Here is a 16,670-nt window from a genome sequence, read left to right on the forward strand (position 1 = left end):
GCTATGAGGCATGCAAAGATCGTCGCCACTCTTGGCCCCGCCCAGCAGAGCTACGAAGACATCCGCTCACTCATCGAGGAAGGCGTCAACGTCTTCCGCTTCAACCTCAGCCACGGCACCCACGCACAGCACGAAGAGAAGTACCGGTGGGTCCGCAAGGCCGGCCGCGACACCGGCGAGCCGGTCAGCGTGCTCATCGACCTGCAGGGCCCCAAGATCCGGGTCGGCACCTTCGCCGACGGACTCAAGCCCGAACTGAGCAAGGGCGATGCATTCACGATCACCACCCGTGACATCGAAGGCACCGCGACCGCGGTGGGCACCACCTATGCCGGTCTCGCCCGTGACGTCGAGGTCGGGGATCCGCTGCTCATCGACGACGGCAGGATCCGGCTGCGCGCCACCGACGTCACTGACACCGACGTCATCTGCGAAGTCGAAGTGGCCGGCCGGATCTCCGACCACAAGGGCATCAATCTGCCCGGTGTGCCGGTGTCCGTCCCGGCGATGAGCGACAAGGATGTCGAGGACCTGCGCTGGGGTCTGCGCCTGGGTGCTGACTGGGTGGCGCTGTCATTCGTGCGCACGCCCGAGGACGCGGAGACCGTGCGCGAGATCATGCGCGAAGAGCGCATCCTCGTCCCGCTCATCGCCAAGCTGGAGAAACCGCAGGCTGTCGATGCGCTCGAGAGCATCGTCGACGCTTTCGACGGCATGATGGTCGCCCGCGGCGACCTCGGTGTCGAACTGCCCCTGGAGCAGGTGCCGATCGTGCAGAAGCGCACCGTCGAACTCTGCCGACGCAACGCCAAACCGGTCATCGTCGCCACTCAGATGCTCGAATCGATGATCGAGGAGCCGCGGCCGACGCGGGCCGAGGCCAGCGACTGTGCCAACGCTGTGCTTGACGGGGCCGATGCGCTCATGCTCTCAGGCGAGACCTCGGTCGGTGCGCATTGGCTGGAGGCCGTGCGCACCATGGCCCGGATCATCCAATCGACTGAAGAGCACGGGCTCGACCGCATCGCCCCGCTCGGCACCGAGCCCCACACGCAGGGCGGTGCTGTCACCGCAGCCGCGGTGCGGATCGCCGAACAGCTCGACATCGGCACGCTGTGCACCTTCAGTCAGTCAGGCGACTCGGTGCGCCGGATGTCGCGGCTGCGGGTCAAGCAGACGATCCTCGCATTCACCCCGGATGTGCGCGTCTACCACCAGCTGGCGCTGACATGGGGCGTGCGAGCATTCCTCGTCAATCAGGTCCGCCACACCGACCAGATGGCCCGCCAGGTCGATCACGTGCTGCGCTCCCGCGGGCTGGCCGAGGACGGCGAGAAGTGCATCATCGTCGCCGGGTCGCCTCCCGGGATCGTCGGGTCGACGAATGCGCTGCGGATCCACACCGTCGGCAACGCGATCACCGGCAAGGCCGCCGCCTACCGCGACGACTCGGATACCGGTCCGGTCAACGAGGTCTACGGCGAGATCACCGAACCGCAGGAATACGAGCAGAACACCGACTGACTCCGGCGGCCCGCCCGCCCTGACTGCCGCTCCCTTTCTCGGGGGCGGCAGTCAGCGTCTGCCGGGGGAAAGTCAGCGTTCGGTCTCGCGTTCGCGCGGGCGGACGAAGAAGTTCAGTACGAGCGAGACGACCGCGATGATGATCGAGGCGAGCACGGCCGTCCAGAGGAAGCTGTCGATCTCCAGGCGGATCGGCGTGAATTGCGAGACCCACGAGGTCAGCGAGACCATCGCAGCATTGATGACGACGGTGAACAGGCCCAGGGTCAAGCAGGTGATCGGCAGGGCGATGACCTCGATCAGCGGTCTGATGATCGCGTTGACGAGCCCGAAGATCAGCCCGATGACGAGGTAGGAGATGACCGCCGAGGCGGTAGGGCCGAGGCCGGTGAGGACGGTGTCGGCGCTGGTGATGGCCATGCCGGGCAGAAGTGCGGCTGCCGCCCAGATGGCGACGGCGTTGACGATGACGCGGAGCAGGAAAGTCATGGTCCCAGTCTCTCAGGTGCCGATGGGAAACTGGTGAACAGGCGCACGGGCGTCAGCTGAGACAGGACGCGATCGCGTCCGGCTGGGAGAGATCATGACCGCTGACAGCAGGGAGCTGTACTGGGCACCGCTGGACGAACAGCTGCGTGCCTTCATCGACGAGCACCGCACGATCCTGCTTCACATCCTCGACGGACTGTCCGAAGACGAAGTGCGCATGAGGCTCGTGCCGTCGAAGACCACTCTGCTGGGGCTGGTCAAACACGCCGTGTTCGTCGCACGGGTGTGGTTCGAAGAGCGGGTGACAGGCGCATCGCGGGCCGAACTCGGGATTGCGGCAGGTCCAGATGAGAGCTTCGACCTGGATCCTGAGGACACCTCGGCATCGGTGACAGCCGAGCTGCGCAAGACGATCGCTGCGTCCCGCAGGACAGTGCAGGGTCTCGACATGGACAGCGTCCTGATATGCACCCGCCGAGGGACGCTGTCGCTGCGCTGGGTGTGCCTGCACGTTCTGCGCGAACTCGCGCAGCACTGCGGACATGCCGAGATCCTCAGGGAGCAGATCGTCGCCGCCCGGACAGCGGAGCCGAGCGAGCAGGCGCCAGGCGCGACAGGCAGTTGAGTGCCGGATGTGGGACTCGAACCCACACACCTCTCGATACCGCATTTTGAGTGCGGCGCGTCTACCAATTCCGCCAATCCGGCAACGAAGAACATCCTAGACCAGCCGGGCGCCCACCCGCACCTCCGGATGAACACGGGCCCGCACTGTCAAAACGCGCAGCGGCGTGACTAAGATGAATCCGTGGCTACTAACGAAGAAGCACCCAAGACAGAGAACGGCGTCGTCCGGCGCGTCGTCGTGGCCGAGGACGAAGCCGTCATCCGCCTCGACATCGTCGAGATGCTGCGCGAGGTCGGATACGACGTCGTCGGCGAGGCAGCCGACGGCGAATCGGCGATCCGGCTGGCCGAGGAGCTGCGCCCAGACCTCGTCGTCATGGACATCAAGATGCCGGTCCTCGACGGTATCTCTGCCGCTGAGCGGATCGCCAAGGCTCGCATCGCCCCGGTCGTGCTGCTGACGGCGTTCAGCCAGAAGGAGCTCGTCGAACGAGCCCGTGACGCCGGTGCGATGGCCTATGTCGTCAAGCCCTTCACGTCCAACGATCTCGTTCCGGCCCTGGAGATCGCCCTGTCCCGCCACGCGGAGATCGCCGCACTCGAATCCGAGATCGCCGACATGACTGACCGATTCGAGACCCGCAAACTCGTCGAACGCGCCAAGAGCCTGCTGATCTCCAGCATGGGCCTGAGCGAGCCCGAGGCGTTCCGCTGGATCCAGAAGACATCGATGGACCGCCGCCTGACGATGCGCGAAGTCGCCGAGACCGTCCTCGAGCAGATCGGCAGCAAGAAGTAACCCACGCACTCCCATCGGCCCCTGACCGCCACGCTGCGGCAGGGGCTGAGTCATGCCCGGGCCGAGTCAAGCCCGGGCCGAGTCAAGCCCGGTCTCAGCGCTTGGCGCCGAGCACCATGTTCGTGATCCGCACGATCGACAGCAGCCGGCCGTCGTCGTCAGTCATCCGCACCTCATGGTTGATCATCGTGCGCCCGTGATGATTCAGCGTTGCCGTCGCATGCACCCGGCCCTCCTTGGCCCCGCGCACGTGGGTGGCATTCAGATCGACGCCGACCACCGGCTTGCCGGAGATGAAATGCGCGTGCAGTGAGGCCAGTGACTCGGCGATGACGACATGCGCGCCGCCGTGGAAGAGCCCGAAGGGCTGCGTGTTGCCCGCCACCGGCATCGAGGCGAGCGCACGGTTGTAGGCGACATCGTCGACCACGATGCCGACCCGCTCCAGCAGAGTTCCAGCGCTGCGCTCAGCGTTTCGGGCCACCAGCTGGGCCCGCACGTCATCCGGGGTGTCCGTCGTCAGGGGGAGAAGTTCGTCTTCGCTCATGTCCGCACTCTACGGGATGCCGGGGCCGTACTGGGCGCGCTAGGCTTGCAGAGTGAGCGAACACAGCCAGAAACTTCTTCTCATCGACGGACACTCCCTTGCCTACCGGGCATTCTTCGCCCTGCCGGCGGAGAACTTCTCGACGACGACCGGGCAGTCGACGAACGCCGTGTTCGGCTTCGTCTCCATGCTGCTCAACGTCTGTCGCGACGAGACTCCCAGCCACATCGCGGTGGCCTTCGACCTCGGCCGGGAGACCTTCCGGCTGGCCGAATACAGCGAGTACAAGGCCGGGCGGGCGAAGACCCCGGAGGAGTTCCACGGTCAGGTCGAGATCATCAAGAACGTGCTCGCCGCGATGAACATCGCGGTGGTGACGAAGGAGAACTACGAAGCCGACGATGTGCTCGCCACGCTTGCCCAGCAGGGGGAGCAGAAAGGCATCGACACCTACGTCATCACCGGTGACAAGGACTCCTTCCAGCTCGCCCGCGACGGCGTCACGATCCTCTACCCCAAGCGCGGGGTCTCCGACCTCAGCCGCATGACCCCTGCCGCGATCGAGGAGAAGTACGGCGTCACACCCGCCAACTACCGCGGGCTGGCCGCTCTCGTCGGAGAGAAGGCCGACAACCTGCCCGGCGTGCCCGGCGTCGGTGATAAGACCGCAGCGAAATGGCTGGTCAAGTACGGCGACCTGCCTGCCGTCATCGACAACGCCGAGGACATCGGCGGCAAGGTCGGCGGCAACCTGCGCGAGCACCTCGACAACGTCGAACGCAACTACCGGCTGAATAAGCTCATCGACGACCTCGAGCTGCCCGTCGCCATCGACGACGTCGCCTGGACCGGCGTCGACCGGCCGGCCGTGAGCGAACTGTTCGACCAGCTGGAGTTCCGGCAGCTCGGCGCCCGCCTCGACGCCCTCGTCGGCCCAGAAGAGACCCCCGCCGAGGCGCCGGCAATCTCCCTGCCCGAGGCAACGGTCGCCGACAGTGCCGCGCTCGTGGAATGGCTGCAGGGCACCGACGCCGAGGCGCTCGTCGCCGTAGCGACGAACGGCACCTATGAGCTCGGCTCCGGCAGCGTCGACGTCATCGGCCTGGCCACCGAGAACAGCGCCATCGCAGTCGACCTCACGACCCTCGACCCCGCTGCCGTCGAAGCGCTTGCCGGCTTCCTCACCTCCCATCTGCGTCTCGCCTTCCACGGCGCGAAGACCCAGCTCAAAGCACTGGCCGACGCCGGCTACCGCGATGTGCGCCTGGCCATCGACACCGAGATCGCCGGCTACCTCCTCGAGCCCGGCGCCCGCTCCTACGACCTCGCCGAGCTCGCCGGCACGCACTGCGGGATCTCCCTGACGGGACCCGCCGATGACGGGCAGCTCGCCCTCGACCTCGACGACGGGAATGAACGGCTCACCGCGTTCGGCCAGACCGCTGCCGCCATCGCTCGCCTCGCCCCGGTGCTCACCGGAGAGGTCGACGCCGCCGGCATGGCCGCGGTGCTGCGCGAGATCGAAGTGCCGCTGGTACAGGTGCTTGCCGATATGGAGCACACCGGCATCGCCATCGACCGCAGCGAGCTCTCCGCCCTCATCGACGAATTCACCCGGCAGGCCGAGACATGCGCACAGCAGGCGTATGAGGCGATCGGCCACGAGGTGAATCTCAACTCACCCAAGCAGCTGCAGGTGGTGCTGTTCGAGGAACTCGACCTGCCCAAGACCCGCAAGACCCGCACCGGCTACACCACGAACGCCGAAGCGCTGGCCGACCTCTACATCAAGAGCGAACACCCCTTCCTCGAACATCTGCTCGCCCACCGCGATGTCATCAAGCTCAAGCAGACCGTCGCCGGGCTTGAGCGGATGGTCGCCGACGACGGACGCATCCACACCGTCTACCAGCAGACCATCGCCGCGACCGGCCGGCTGTCCTCGACCGATCCGAACCTGCAGAACATCCCGGTGCGCACCGAAGCCGGCCGGCGGATCCGGCATGTCTTCGTCTCCGAGGCCGATGCCGGGTACACCGACCTCATCTCCGCGGACTATTCGCAGATCGAGATGCGGATCATGGCCCACCTGTCCGGGGATGAGAGCCTCATCGCCGCGTTCAACGCCGGCGAGGACCTGCACTCCTACGTCGGCTCGAAGGTGTTCGGCGTCGGTGTCGACGAAGTCAGCGCTCAGATGCGTGCGAAGGTCAAGGCGATGTCCTACGGACTCGTCTACGGGCTGTCGGCCTTCGGGCTCTCGCGTCAGCTGCGGATCTCCGTCGAGGAGGCCCGGGCGCTCATGGAGGGATACTTCGAGCGCTTCGGCGCGGTCAAGGACTACCTCGATACGATCGTCGCCGAGGCCCGCGGGCGCGGCTACACCGAGACGATGTACGGCCGGCGCCGCTACCTGCCCGAACTCGGCAGCTCGAACCGGCAGATCCGGGAGATGGCCGAAAGGGCCGCCCTCAACGCCCCGATCCAGGGTTCGGCTGCCGACATCATGAAGATCGCGATGCTCAACCTGCGGGATGCCTTCGCCGCCTCCGACCTCAAAAGCCGGATGCTGCTCCAGGTCCACGACGAGATCATCGTCGAACTCGCCGATGGTGAGCGCGAAGCCGTCAGCGAGGTGCTGCGCACGACGATGGGGCAGGCAGCTGAGCTGTCAGTCCCGCTCGACGTCAACCTCGGCGTCGGCCGGTCCTGGCAGGACGCCGCCCACTGAGCCACCGCCTCGGCGGCGGGCCAGCAGCCAGCGGGATCAGCCGCCCAGGCGGGTCGAGAAGATCGCAGTGCCGGGCATGAGCGCGCCGCGCAGCGGCGACCAACCGCCCCAGGCGGTGTCATTGTGCTCGGGCCATTCGGGCTCGGTCACGCCGGTGAGCTGGAAGCCGGCATCAACGAGCAGGGTGACCCAGTCACCGAAGGTGCGATGGTGCTCGGCGTAGACCGGCTCGCCGGAACCGTCGACCTCGACATAAGGGGTGCGGTCGAAATACGAGTACTCGACCGTCAGTCCGGTCTCACCGGGCACGTCAGGGAACATCCAGCGCACCGGATGGGTGACGGAGAAGACCCAGCGGCCGCCGGGTCGCAGCACGCGGGCGACCTCGGCAAGGACCACCTCTGCGTCCTTGACGAAGGGCAGTGCGCCATAGGAGGAGAAGGCGATGTCGAAGCTGTTCGAGGCGAAGGGCAGCTGCCGGGCATCAGCCTGCAGGAATGTCGGGGGCACGGCGGCCTCTGAGAGCGGATGCTCCTTCTGCAGCCGGGACGCCTGCTCGAGCATGCCCGAGGACAGGTCGACGCCGGTGGTGATCGCACCCTGCTCAGCCAGCCACCGAGAGCACTGCCCGGCACCGCAGCCGACCTCGAGCACCTGACGGCGGGCGACATCGCCGAGCAGCTGGATGTCGGATTCGTGAATTCCCTCCGGACACCAGACGAACTCAGCGGCACCGAGGAAGCTGCCGTGTTCGGCGAGGTACTCCTCAGCCGAATGGTCCCAATAGCTGCGATTCGCCCGGACTGACGCCTCTTCGTCGATGGCGAGATAGCCGCCGCTGATGGTCTCGGGGGAGTACTCGCTGTCCGTCATGGGAAGGCTCCAGTGGTGTGGGAGGTGAAATCTGCTCGCGCGTGTGCGTCATCCGCATTGATGATGCTAACATTGGCTATCGTATGCGCTGCGCGCGTGTGGGTGCGGTTCTCGTGGCGAGAACAGCCGCTGTCGGAAATCTTCCGTATTCCCGATCTCACTCATCGTGACGCATTCACTGCAGCCGTGCACTCCACAAAGTCCATCAGTCCATCTAGACACTGGCGCCCGCGCCGGTGAAAAGTCCATTACGGAGTCTCAACCTTTATGACCACCACCACGCCGGGAACGGCGACCAACGAGCAGATCGCCGTCAACGACATCGGATCTGCAGACGATTTCCTCGCGGCAGTCGACGAGACCATCAAGTACTTCAACGACGGAGACATCGTTGAAGGCGCCGTCGTCAAGGTCGACCGCGACGAAGTTCTGGTCGACATCGGATACAAGACGGAAGGCGTCATCCTTTCGCGCGAACTGTCGATCAAGCACGATGTCGACCCGGCTGAGGTCGTCGAGGTCGGAGACGAGATCGAAGCCCTGGTCCTCACCAAGGAGGACAAGGACGGACGCCTGATGCTGTCGAAGAAGCGCGCGCAGTACGAGCGCGCGTGGGGCGACATCGAGAAGATCAAGGAAGACGAAGGCGTCGTCACCGGCACCGTCATCGAGGTTGTCAAGGGCGGCCTCATCGTCGACATCGGACTGCGCGGCTTCCTGCCGGCTTCGCTTGTCGAGATGCGTCGCGTCCGCGACCTGTCGCCGTACATCGGCCAGCAGGTCGAGGCCAAGATCATCGAACTGGACAAGAACCGCAACAACGTCGTGCTCTCGCGCCGCGCCTGGCTCGAAGAGACCCAGTCGGCTGTCCGCCACGACTTCCTGCAGACCCTGCAGAAGGGCCAGGTCCGTCCGGGCGTCGTGTCCTCGATCGTCAACTTCGGCGCCTTCGTCGATCTCGGCGGTGTCGACGGACTCGTCCACGTCTCCGAACTGTCCTGGAAGCACATCGACCACCCGAGCGAGGTCGTCGCTGTCGGTGACGAGGTCACCGTCGAGGTGCTCGACGTCGACATGGACCGCGAGCGCGTGTCCCTGTCGCTCAAGGCAACCCAGGAAGATCCGTGGCAGCACTTCGCCCGCACCCACGTCATCGGACAGATCGTGCCGGGCAAGGTCACCAAGCTCGTTCCGTTCGGTGCATTCGTGCGCGTCGAAGACGGCATCGAGGGACTCGTCCACATCTCCGAGCTCGCCGTGCGCCACATCGACCTGCCCGAGCAGGTCGTCTCGGTCGACGAGACCATCTACGTCAAGGTCATCGACATCGACCTGGAGCGCCGCCGCATCTCGCTGTCGCTCAAGCAGGCCAACGAGGGCGTCGACCCGGATGCCACCGAGTTCCACGACCCGGCTCTGTACGGCATGCTCCAGGAGTACGACGAGGACGGCAACTACAAGTACCCCGAGGGCTTCGATCCCGAGACCCAGGAATGGCTCGAGGGCTACGAGGCTCAGCGCGAAGAGTGGGAGCAGCAGTACGCCGCTGCCCAGGCTCGCTGGGAAGAGCACAAGAAGCAGGTCGCCAAGGCGATCGCTGCCGACGCCGAGGCCGGTGGCTCCGAAGCCGCCGACGTCCCGTCGCAGGCTTCCTACAGCTCCGACGAGCCGGCCGACGCCGGTACGCTGGCCAGCGATGAGGCTCTCGCCGCACTGCGCGAGAAGCTCGCAGGCAACTGACCGGCACACAGCCTGACACGAGGGCGTCCGAACCACGGTTCGGACGCCCTCGTTGGCGTTGGCAGCGCATCATGAGATCCCCGCAGCGCACACGGTTCACGCGCCCGGTCAGGGACTGGGGGCTCTACGCACTGTTCCTGCTCGCCTGGTCCTGCGTCATCTACTGGCAGCTGCTCACCGACCTCAGCGGGTCAGTCTTCGCGCACAACGACGACCCCTCGCTGTTCATCTGGTGGTTCGCCCATGCCGCCGATGTCGTCGCGAGCTGGTTCGGGCAGGGGTCAGGGGAGACGAACCTGCTGTTCACGCAGCTGATGAACTACCCCACTGGCGTCAACGGCGCGTGGAACACCTCAGTCATCGGCATCGCCGTGCCGATGGTGCCGATCACGTGGCTGTTCGGTCCGATCGTTGCCTACAACATCGCCATCATGCTCGCCGCACCTGCCTCGGCGCTGGCGGCTGCTCTGCTCATCCGCCAGTTCACCACCCGCGGTCCTGCGTTCCTCGGCGGTTTCTCCTACGGCTTCTCCACCTACGTCGTGGCCCAATCCGCCGGCCACCTCAACCTCGCCGTCGCGCTCACCCCACCGCTGGTGGCCTACGGCCTCATCCGGCTGGCCCGCTGCCACAGCCTGCGCCGGGCCTTTGTCATCGGCCTTTGCCTCGGGGTTCTGCTCGGCTGGCAGCTCTACGTCAGCTCCGAACTGGCCGCCGGCCTCTCGATCGCCGGCATCGTCTTCTGCCTCATCGCCGCCATCGTGCTCGCCCGGCGCTATGATGCCGCGCAGCGGCGGGCAGGTCTCACAGGCCTTCTCACCGGGGGAGCGGCCGCTGCAGTGACAGCGCTGCTCATCGGGCTGCCGCTCATCCTCACGATGCTCACCTCTCCTGGTGCCCCGCAGCAGACGATCCGCCCGCAAGGCGTGTGGAACAACGACCTGCTCGAAGTCGTCTTCCCCAGCCAGTTCACGCTGCTCGGCGGACCTGATGCCGACCCGCTGCCGCGCGTCCAGGCGATCGACCCAGCAGAGATCGGGGCCTACCTCGGCTTCTTCTGGCTGGCTTTCGCCATCCTGACGACTGTGCTCCTCTGGAACCACCGACGCCTCGGCTCGCTCGTGCGAATCACCGCGCTCACCGCGCTTGTCATGTGGATGCTCTCCCTCGGCTCACCGTGGTTCTTCGCCGGCCGTGAGGTTCTGGCCGTCGGTCCCTACCACCTCATCGAAGCGCTGCCGGTGCTCGGCAATGTGCTGCCGATGCGCCTGGCGATCTATCCAACCCTGGCGGCCGCGGTGCTGCTGGCCGTCGGAATGCACCAGGTGCTGCGCACGCGGGAGAAGCAGAGCCGTCTGCTCGCCCTCACCCAGGTGACAGCAGCGGTCATCGTCATCGCCGTCAGCACCGGCCCGGTGTCGGCGCGCCAAGTGCCGATTCCAGAGTTCTACGCCTCCGCATATGCCGAGCACCTGCCGGCGGGCAGCGTCGTCAAGACGATGCCTCGCCCCATCGCCCTGGCCGCGCCCGACGCCGACGTCGCGCTTGTCTGGCAGGCCCTGACCGGAATGCATTACCGGGAGACCGGCGGCTACTTCATCGGCTCGACCGACACCAGCCCGATCGTCTTCGGCGCCCAGCGCGACGCGCTCGACGAGCGGCTGCGCCAGCCGATCCCAGGCGACCCCGAGGTGCGGGCACGGGCTGCCTCGGACACCGTGACCGCGCTGCGTGAGGAGGGCATCGACTTCATCGTCATCGGACAGGACGTTGCCTACCTGCCGGCTGCTGCTGACCAGATCGCGGCATTCGTCGCCGAAGGGGCCGGCAGCCCAGTGCAGAACATCGACGGCGTGTTCCTCACCGACGTGCGCAGCCGTTGACCCCTGCCAGCACTGCTACCGGACGATCCTGCCGTGGACGAGCGCGCAGAGTAGAGTGGAGAGCATGCTGAGAATCGGACTCACAGGCGGCATCGGCGCCGGCAAGTCGACCATCGCCGAGCAGTTCCGCAAGCGGGGAATCCCGGTCATCGACGCTGATGAGATCGCCCGCGAGATCGTCGAGCCCGGTGAACCGGCCCTGGAGTCACTCGTGTCGGAGTTCGGCGAGCAGGTCCTCCATCCCGACGGCACTCTCAATCGCGGTGGGCTGGCCGTCGTCGCCTTCTCCGATCCGCAGTCGACAGCCAAGCTCAACTCGATCATGCACCCGGCGATCGCCGAACGCACCCGGGAACACTACGAGCGCCACGCTGACGCCCCCATCATCGTCCACGACGTGCCGCTGCTCGTCGAGAACAGCATGACCCGGCTCTATCATCTCGCGGTCCTCGTCGAAACGCCTGCCGATATCCGGCTCAAACGGCTGGTCGACTCCCGCGGAATGGATCCAGTCGATGCGCAGAAGCGCATCAGCGCCCAGGCCAGCGATGCCGAGCGACTGGCCGCCTGCGATGTCGTCATCGACAACTCAGGCACACCGGAATCGGCCCAGGCGGCATTCGCCAAGGTGTTCGTGAAGCGAATCCAGCCCTTTGCCGACAACCTCGCCGCCGGCCGGACAGCCGAGCGCTCCGGCGTTCGGCTCGTCCCAGCAGGGGAGCAGCACGTACAGACGGCGCAGCGGCTGAGCAGCCGCATCTCCTACGCACTGACAGAAGCGGGCCTGTCTGATGCTGAGGTCGAGCACATCGGCTCGACGAGCGTGCCGGGTCTGCTGGCCAAGGACATCATCGACCTGCAGGTTCTCACGACCACCGAGGCAGAGTGGGATGCTGCAGCTGAGGCATTGACGGCAGCCGGGTACCCGCAGCACCACGTCGACGCTTTCGATGACTGGGACGACGCCGGCCACGTCGCGAAGCGCTTCCATCGCAACGCCGATCCCGGCCAGCCGGTCAACGTGCACGTGCGCACCCGCGGCAGCCTGTCAGCACGGTTCGCTGCGCACTTCGCCGAACGGCTGCGCACCGATGCCGCCCTGCGCGCTGACTATGAGGGCACGAAGAAGCGGCTGGCCGAACAGCACATCGATGACCGTTCGACCAGCCGCTATACCGAGGCGAAGGAACCGTTCTTCACGCCGCTGCGTGATGAGTTCCGCCGCTCAGAATCGAGCTGAACGGGCTCAGCCGAGTGAGGCGTTGAGGTGGATGTCGACGCCCTTGAGCGCCTTCGACACCGGGCAGTCCTTCTTCGCCTTCTGTGCGATGCGCTCGAAATCCGAGTGCGACAGGCCGGGGATCCGGCCGACGACCACGAGGTGGATGTCGGTGATGCCCTTCTCAGGGGAGAAGGTGACATCGGCGCCGGTGTTGAGCTCCTCGGGCGGCGTGCCGTTGTCCGTCAGCGCATTGGCCAGTGCCATGGAGAAGCAGGCCGAGTGGGCGGCGCCGATGAGCTCTTCAGGATTGGTCACGCCGTTGGTGTGCTGTTCTGCGCGGGATGCCCAGCGCATGTCCAGAGTGGCAGCCTGGGAGGAGTCGAGGCTGACGGTGCCGGTGCCGCCGGCGAGGTCTCCGCGCCAGGTGGTGTGTGCTTTCGAAACGATCTCGGCCATGGAAAGGTCCTTTCAGTTCGCGCTGATCCGTCGCAACTGCCAGCGGTGCTGATCCACCGGTGCCGGGGCTCATCTGCGCTGACGTGTTCCAGCCTACAGTCTGTTGGCCGCGTCAGTGCCCCGGCGTACAGTGGTTGCATGGCATCGAGTGAGGTCCTCAACCCGGCAGACACCACACCCCAGGAGGCTCCGCAGCGGCCCGTGCCCAAGATCGGACACCGGCCCGAGGTGGTCCGTTCCGTGGCACCGTTCGAGGTCGTGAGCGAATACTCGCCCTCGGGTGACCAGCCGACGGCGATCCGGGAGATCTCCGAGCGCCTCGCTGACGGCGAACGCGATGTCGTCCTGCTCGGCGCCACCGGCACCGGCAAGTCGGCGACGACCGCCTGGCTCATCGAGAAGGTGCAGCGGCCCACCCTCGTGATGGCGCCGAACAAGACGCTGGCCGCTCAGCTGGCCAACGAGTTCCGCCAGCTGCTGCCGCACAACGCAGTCGAGTACTTCGTCTCCTACTACGACTACTACCAGCCCGAAGCCTACGTCCCGCAGACGGACACCTTCATCGAGAAGGACTCCTCGATCAACGATGAGGTCGAGCGGCTGCGGCACTCGGCGACGAACGCGCTGCTGACCCGCCGCGACGTCGTCGTGGTCTCCACGGTGTCCTGCATTTACGGCCTCGGCACGCCCGAGGAGTACGTCGAGGGCATGGTGTCGGTCGCCGTCGGCGAGGAATACGACCGCGATGCGCTGCTCAAGCGGTTCGTCGAGATGCAGTACACCCGCAACGACCTCGCCTTCACCCGCGGCACCTTCCGGGTGCGCGGCGACACCGTGGAGATCATCCCGCAGTACGAAGAGCTCGCGCTGCGCATCGAATTCTTCGGCGACGAGATCGAGTCGCTCTACACCCTCCACCCGCTCACCGGTGAGATCGTGCGCGAAGAGGAAGTCCTCCACATCTTCCCCGCCAGCCATTACGTCGCCGGTGAGGACCGGATGGGCCGCGCGATCGCCGACATCGAAGAGGAGCTGGCGAACCGCCTGCAGGAGCTGGAGAGCCAGAACAAGCTGCTCGAAGCCCAGCGGCTGAAGATGCGCACCACCTACGACCTCGAGATGATGCAGTCGATGGGCTTCACCTCCGGCATCGAGAACTACTCCCGGCATATCGATGGGCGCGCCCCCGGTTCGGCACCGAACTGCCTGCTTGACTACTTCCCCGAGGACTACCTCCTCGTCATCGACGAAAGCCACGTCACCGTCCCGCAGATCGGCGGCATGTACGAAGGCGATATGTCGCGCAAGCGCACCCTTGTTGAGCACGGATTCCGGCTGCCGAGCGCCCTGGACAACCGGCCGCTGAAGTTCGATGAGTTCCTCGACCGGATCGGCCAGACCGTCTACCTCTCGGCAACCCCTGGGCCCTTCGAGCTGAAGCGCGCCAACGGGGTCGTCGAGCAGATCATCCGCCCGACCGGACTCGTCGACCCGAAGGTCGAGGTCAAGCCGACGAAGGGCCAGATCGACGACCTCCTCGGTGAGATCCGCGACCGCGTCGACCGCAACGAGCGCACTCTCGTGACTACGCTGACGAAGAAGATGGCCGAGGACCTCACTGATTACCTCCTCGAGCACGAGGTGCGCGTGCAGTACCTGCACTCCGACGTCGACACCCTGCGCCGCGTCGAGCTGCTGAGCGAGCTGCGCAGCGGTGAGTTCGATGTGCTCGTCGGCATCAACCTGCTGCGCGAGGGACTCGACCTCCCTGAGGTGTCGCTGGTGGCGATCCTCGACGCCGACAAGGAGGGCTTCCTGCGCTCGGGCACCTCCCTCATCCAGACGATCGGCCGTGCCGCCCGCAACGTCAACGGCGAAGTGCACATGTACGCCGACACGATCACCCCGTCGATGCGGTACGCAATCGACGAGACGAACCGCCGCCGCGACATCCAGATCGCCTACAACGAGGAGCACGGCATCGACCCGACCCCGCTGGTCAAGAAGATCGCCGACATCACCGAGCGGCTGCAGCGCGAGGACGAGGACACCCGTGAGCTGCTCACCCAGTTCGACTACGGCAAGGGCCGGCGCGGTTACAACGCCACTCTGACCGACGAGCAGCGCGCGATTGCCGCCAGCAGCGGTGACGCAGCTTCCGGCGGAGGCAGCCTGCGCCCGCCGGCAGCCGATCTCACTGAGCTCATCGCCACCATGACCGAGCAGATGCACACCGCAGCAGCCGAGCTGCAGTTCGAGCTCGCGGCCCGTCTGCGTGACGAACTCGGCGACCTCAAACAGGAGCTGCGCACGATGCAGAAGGAAGGTCACGCGTAAAGGGATGTACACTTGAGTGCTTGGAAGGGGAGTATCCCAGTCATCTCGTGTTCGTCATCACGTTCGCCCATGCGATCCGGGCACGAGAGCAGGTACACGCACGCAGCCTGCGGGAGAGACTTTCGACACTCTGAAGAAAGGCTGCTATGAACTCTGCGCTGCCCTTGTGGTTTGAGATCACATCTCTGTCAGTGCTCTGCCTCATCCTGCTGGTGGATCTCCTCCTCGTCGTCAAACGCCCCCACGTGCCCTCCATGAAGGAGGCCAGCCTGTGGGTCGGCTTCTACGTCACCTTGGCTCTCATCTTCGCCGGCCTCATGTTCCTCATGGGCGACTCAGAACACGGCGCCCAGTTCCTCGCTGGCTGGCTGACCGAGTACAGCCTCAGCATCGACAATCTGTTCGTCTTCGTCATCATCATGACCCGGTTCAAGGTGCCGGCGAAGTACCAGCAGGAAGTCCTGATGGTCGGCATCATCCTCGCGCTGATCTTCCGCGGCGCCTTCATCCTCGCCGGCGCGATCATCATCGAGATGTTCATCGGCGTGTTCTTCATCTTCGGCGCCTTCCTTCTGTGGACCGCATGGAACCAGGCCTTCGGCGGCGACGACGAGGACAACGAGGACAACAAGTTCATCAAGATGCTGCGCAAGCGCATCAACATCACCGACGATTACAACGGCAACAAGCTGACGACCCGCATCGATGGGAAGAAGTTCTACACCCCGATGCTGCTCGTGTTCCTCGCCATCGGCACCACTGACGTGATGTTCGCCCTCGACTCGATTCCGGCGATCTTCGGCATCACCCGCAGCCCCTTTATCGTCTTCACCGCGAACCTCTTCGCGCTCATGGGTCTGCGCCAGCTGTACTTCCTGCTCGGTGGTCTCATGGACCGGCTCATCTACCTCAAGTACGGCATCGCCGCGATCCTCGCGTTCATCGGCGTCAAGCTCATCATGCACGCCGCACACGAGACGTTCCTGCCGATGGTCCCGGACGTCAACACCTGGGTGTCGCTCGGCGTCATCTGTGCCGCGATGCTGACGGCGACCATCGCCTCGCTCATCCACATGCGCCGCTACCCGTCGCGCATCCCGCTCGGCCCGGTCGAGCACACCGTGCGCCACAAGGACGGCACCATCGAGCACGTCGATGCCGCCCGCGTCTACGAGGAGGTCCGTTCGGCCCGCGAGGACAACGGCACCTCCGGCGAGTCCGTGCTGCCCGAAGCAGTCTCCGCCGACCCGACGATGCCGCACACCCCGGCCACGACCGAGGCGGGCATCGGCGAGAGCCTCACCGGCAACGGCGAACCGATCTCGCTCTCACCGGCCTCCGACGGTGAGCAGACCACCGCCTCGGGCGGATCGCACGCCGCAGGCACCGAGGCGACAGGCGAGGACACCTGAACACAAAGGTGACACCGTTCTGACCGCAGA

General features: G+C 65.7%; 13 protein-coding genes and 1 tRNA gene. 9 read left to right on the plus strand and 5 right to left on the minus strand.

Annotation, left to right across the window (positions count from 1 at the left end; translation table 11 throughout):
- Positions 1–3 precede the first annotated feature (3 nt).
- Complete coding sequence (pyk, locus tag M3B11_RS04640) at positions 4–1,524, plus strand: pyruvate kinase (protein ID WP_259875591.1); 1,521 nt, start codon at positions 4–6, stop codon at positions 1,522–1,524.
- Between the two features lie 72 nt (positions 1,525–1,596).
- Here the strand turns inward: pyk and M3B11_RS04645 are convergent, their stop codons facing one another.
- The gene (locus tag M3B11_RS04645) at positions 1,597–2,013 is read right to left on the minus strand and encodes a phage holin family protein (RefSeq protein ID WP_259875592.1); all 417 of its coding nucleotides are present in this window, start codon (positions 2,011–2,013) and stop codon (positions 1,597–1,599) included.
- A 94-nt stretch (positions 2,014–2,107) separates the two neighbouring features.
- Here M3B11_RS04645 and M3B11_RS04650 point away from each other — a divergent pair, with 94 nt between their 5' ends.
- A complete protein-coding gene (locus M3B11_RS04650; RefSeq protein WP_259875593.1) occupies positions 2,108–2,638 on the plus strand; it encodes a DinB family protein in 531 nt (176 codons plus the stop codon).
- Between the two features lies 1 nt (position 2,639).
- Here the strand turns inward: M3B11_RS04650 and M3B11_RS04655 are convergent.
- Positions 2,640–2,721, minus strand: a tRNA-Leu gene (locus M3B11_RS04655).
- Positions 2,722–2,821: 100 nt separating this feature from the next.
- On the opposite strand from M3B11_RS04655, the gene M3B11_RS04660 reads away from it, so the two are divergent.
- Positions 2,822–3,439, plus strand: coding sequence for an ANTAR domain-containing response regulator (locus M3B11_RS04660; protein WP_175294795.1), 618 nt, complete (start codon positions 2,822–2,824; stop codon positions 3,437–3,439).
- A 94-nt stretch (positions 3,440–3,533) separates the two neighbouring features.
- Here M3B11_RS04660 and M3B11_RS04665 read toward each other — a convergent pair whose 3' ends face one another.
- Positions 3,534–3,986, minus strand: a complete 453-nt coding sequence (locus M3B11_RS04665; protein ID WP_259875594.1) for a PaaI family thioesterase — start codon at positions 3,984–3,986, stop codon at positions 3,534–3,536.
- 52 nt (positions 3,987–4,038) lie between these two features.
- On the opposite strand from M3B11_RS04665, the gene polA reads away from it, so the two are divergent.
- Positions 4,039–6,717, plus strand: coding sequence for a DNA polymerase I (gene polA / locus M3B11_RS04670; protein WP_259875595.1), 2,679 nt, complete (start codon positions 4,039–4,041; stop codon positions 6,715–6,717).
- A gap of 36 nt (positions 6,718–6,753) precedes the next feature.
- On the opposite strand, the gene M3B11_RS04675 is transcribed toward polA, so the two are convergent.
- Entirely contained in the window at positions 6,754–7,590 is an 837-nt protein-coding gene (locus M3B11_RS04675) for a class I SAM-dependent methyltransferase (protein ID WP_165882882.1), read from the minus strand.
- A 267-nt stretch (positions 7,591–7,857) separates the two neighbouring features.
- Here M3B11_RS04675 and rpsA point away from each other — a divergent pair, with 267 nt between their 5' ends.
- The 3 genes from rpsA to coaE all read left to right on the plus strand — a co-directional run bounded on the left by rpsA (position 7,858) and on the right by coaE (position 12,453).
- Positions 7,858–9,330, plus strand: coding sequence for a 30S ribosomal protein S1 (gene rpsA / locus M3B11_RS04680; RefSeq protein WP_259875596.1), 1,473 nt, complete (start codon positions 7,858–7,860; stop codon positions 9,328–9,330).
- Between the two features lie 71 nt (positions 9,331–9,401).
- Positions 9,402–11,213, plus strand: coding sequence for a hypothetical protein (locus M3B11_RS04685; RefSeq protein ID WP_259875597.1), 1,812 nt, complete (start codon positions 9,402–9,404; stop codon positions 11,211–11,213).
- Between the two features lie 64 nt (positions 11,214–11,277).
- Positions 11,278–12,453, plus strand: a complete 1,176-nt coding sequence (coaE, locus tag M3B11_RS04690; RefSeq protein ID WP_259875598.1) for a dephospho-CoA kinase — start codon at positions 11,278–11,280, stop codon at positions 12,451–12,453.
- A gap of 6 nt (positions 12,454–12,459) precedes the next feature.
- Here the strand turns inward: coaE and M3B11_RS04695 are convergent, their stop codons facing one another.
- Complete coding sequence (locus M3B11_RS04695; RefSeq protein WP_165882886.1) at positions 12,460–12,891, minus strand: OsmC family peroxiredoxin; 432 nt, start codon at positions 12,889–12,891, stop codon at positions 12,460–12,462.
- 138 nt (positions 12,892–13,029) lie between these two features.
- Between M3B11_RS04695 and uvrB the strand changes: the two genes are divergently transcribed.
- Together uvrB and M3B11_RS04705 are read left to right on the plus strand one after the other, a co-directional pair.
- A complete protein-coding gene (uvrB, locus tag M3B11_RS04700; RefSeq protein WP_259875599.1) occupies positions 13,030–15,228 on the plus strand; it encodes an excinuclease ABC subunit UvrB in 2,199 nt (732 codons plus the stop codon).
- A 146-nt stretch (positions 15,229–15,374) separates the two neighbouring features.
- The gene (locus M3B11_RS04705; RefSeq protein WP_396121529.1) at positions 15,375–16,640 is read left to right on the plus strand and encodes a TerC family protein; all 1,266 of its coding nucleotides are present in this window, start codon (positions 15,375–15,377) and stop codon (positions 16,638–16,640) included.
- The last annotated feature ends 30 nt before the right edge of the window (positions 16,641–16,670 follow it).

This window comes from Brevibacterium sp. p3-SID960, from assembly GCF_025144725.1.
Classification (GTDB): Bacteria; Actinomycetota; Actinomycetes; order Actinomycetales; family Brevibacteriaceae; genus Brevibacterium.

Excerpts from the sequence above, each read along its gene's own strand:
- pyk (WP_259875591.1), top strand. The coding sequence starts at position 4 with ATGAGGCATGCAAAGATCGTCGCCACTCTTGGCCCCGCCCAGCAGAGC.
- M3B11_RS04645 (WP_259875592.1), bottom strand. The coding sequence starts at position 2,013 with ATGACTTTCCTGCTCCGCGTCATCGTCAACGCCGTCGCCATCTGGGCG.
- M3B11_RS04650 (WP_259875593.1), top strand. The coding sequence starts at position 2,108 with ATGACCGCTGACAGCAGGGAGCTGTACTGGGCACCGCTGGACGAACAG.
- M3B11_RS04665 (WP_259875594.1), bottom strand. The coding sequence starts at position 3,986 with ATGAGCGAAGACGAACTTCTCCCCCTGACGACGGACACCCCGGATGAC.
- M3B11_RS04675 (WP_165882882.1), bottom strand. The coding sequence starts at position 7,590 with ATGACGGACAGCGAGTACTCCCCCGAGACCATCAGCGGCGGCTATCTC.
- rpsA (WP_259875596.1), top strand. The coding sequence starts at position 7,858 with ATGACCACCACCACGCCGGGAACGGCGACCAACGAGCAGATCGCCGTC.
- M3B11_RS04685 (WP_259875597.1), top strand. The coding sequence starts at position 9,402 with ATGAGATCCCCGCAGCGCACACGGTTCACGCGCCCGGTCAGGGACTGG.
- coaE (WP_259875598.1), top strand. The coding sequence starts at position 11,278 with ATGCTGAGAATCGGACTCACAGGCGGCATCGGCGCCGGCAAGTCGACC.
- M3B11_RS04695 (WP_165882886.1), bottom strand. The coding sequence starts at position 12,891 with ATGGCCGAGATCGTTTCGAAAGCACACACCACCTGGCGCGGAGACCTC.
- uvrB (WP_259875599.1), top strand. The coding sequence starts at position 13,030 with ATGGCATCGAGTGAGGTCCTCAACCCGGCAGACACCACACCCCAGGAG.
- M3B11_RS04705 (WP_396121529.1), top strand. The coding sequence starts at position 15,375 with ATGAACTCTGCGCTGCCCTTGTGGTTTGAGATCACATCTCTGTCAGTG.